Source organism: Streptomyces sp. MnatMP-M17 (assembly GCF_900091995.1).
Lineage (GTDB): Bacteria > Actinomycetota > Actinomycetes > Streptomycetales > Streptomycetaceae > Streptomyces.
Genome location: NZ_FMDK01000708.1, coordinates 1 through 1,135 on the forward strand (window position 1 = coordinate 1; position 1,135 = coordinate 1,135).

The 1,135-nt window shown below is 73.5% G+C and carries 1 protein-coding gene; it reads left to right on the forward strand.

Translation table 11 applies throughout. The annotated features are described in order from the left end of the window. Window positions 1-4: 4 nt before the first annotated feature. The coding region (locus GA0115259_RS28785) for a ComEC/Rec2 family competence protein (RefSeq protein ID WP_370748606.1) at window positions 5-1,135 on the forward strand (1,131 nt) is incomplete at its 3' end.

Consider the following 1,135-nt stretch of genomic DNA (forward strand, 5'->3'; position numbering starts at 1 on the left):
GCTGGTGCGGTCCTGGTCCCGGTCCTCCCGGCCCGGTGCGGGGCAGGGGCGGCGGCTGGGTGGTGTCGCCGTCGCGGGAGCGCTGCTGTGCGCGGCGGCGGGTGCGGTGTCCGCCGGGCTGCACACGGAGGATCCCCACCGAGGGCCGGTGCCGGGCCTTGCCGAGCGGTATGCCCGGGTCACCGCGGAGTTGACGGTCACCTCCGATCCCCGGCCCACGCGCCCGAGAGTCCTCGGGGACCGGATGTCCGGCGGTGGGTTCGTCCTGGACGCGGATCTCATCCGGCTGACGGGACCCGACGGCCGGATCACCATGGGCAGGACACCTGTTCTGGTGCTCTCCGGACCTGGCGAGCACGCGGGCCGATGGCAGCGGCTGCTGCCCTCCACCCGGCTGCGGGTGACCGGGCGGCTCTCGCCGCCGCTGCACACGGACGATCCCTACGCGGCGGCCCTGCGGGTGGAAGGGAAGGGACCGCCGCACCTGATCGGGCAGCCGACGCGTGTCCAGCGCATGGCCGGTGACCTGCGCGCCGGACTGCGTGAGGCGACCGAAGGGCTCGAACCCGATGCCCGCGCCTTGCTCCCGGGACTGGTCGTCGGCGACACCTCACGTGTGCCGCCCGAACTGCACGACGCGTTCAAGGCGACCGATCTCACGCATCTGCTCTCCGTCTCCGGAAGCAATCTGACCGTGGTGCTCGCTCTGCTGATCGGGCCACCGGGGCTGGCCATAAGAGCCGAGCGGCGCGGGCTCGCGCCACGGCTGAGGATCTCGCTGCGGTGGACCGCGCTGTTCGGCGGCGCGCTCACGCTCGGCTTTGTGATCGTCTGCCGGCCGGAGCCCAGTGTGCTGCGGGCAGCGGCCTGTGGGCTGATCGCTCTTCTCGCCATCGGCACGGGCCGTCGCAGGACGCTCATTCCGGCGCTCGCCGCAGCCGTCCTGCTGCTGGTGCTCTACGACCCATGGCTGGCGCGCAGTTACGGCTTTCTCCTCTCCGTACTGGCCACCGGCGCGCTGCTCACCATCGCGCCTCGGTGGAGCGACGCGCTGCGGCGGCGCGGAGTGCCGGACCGGGTGGCCGAGGCGCTCGCGGCGGCCGGTGCGGCGCAGGTCGTGTGCGCGCCTGTGGTG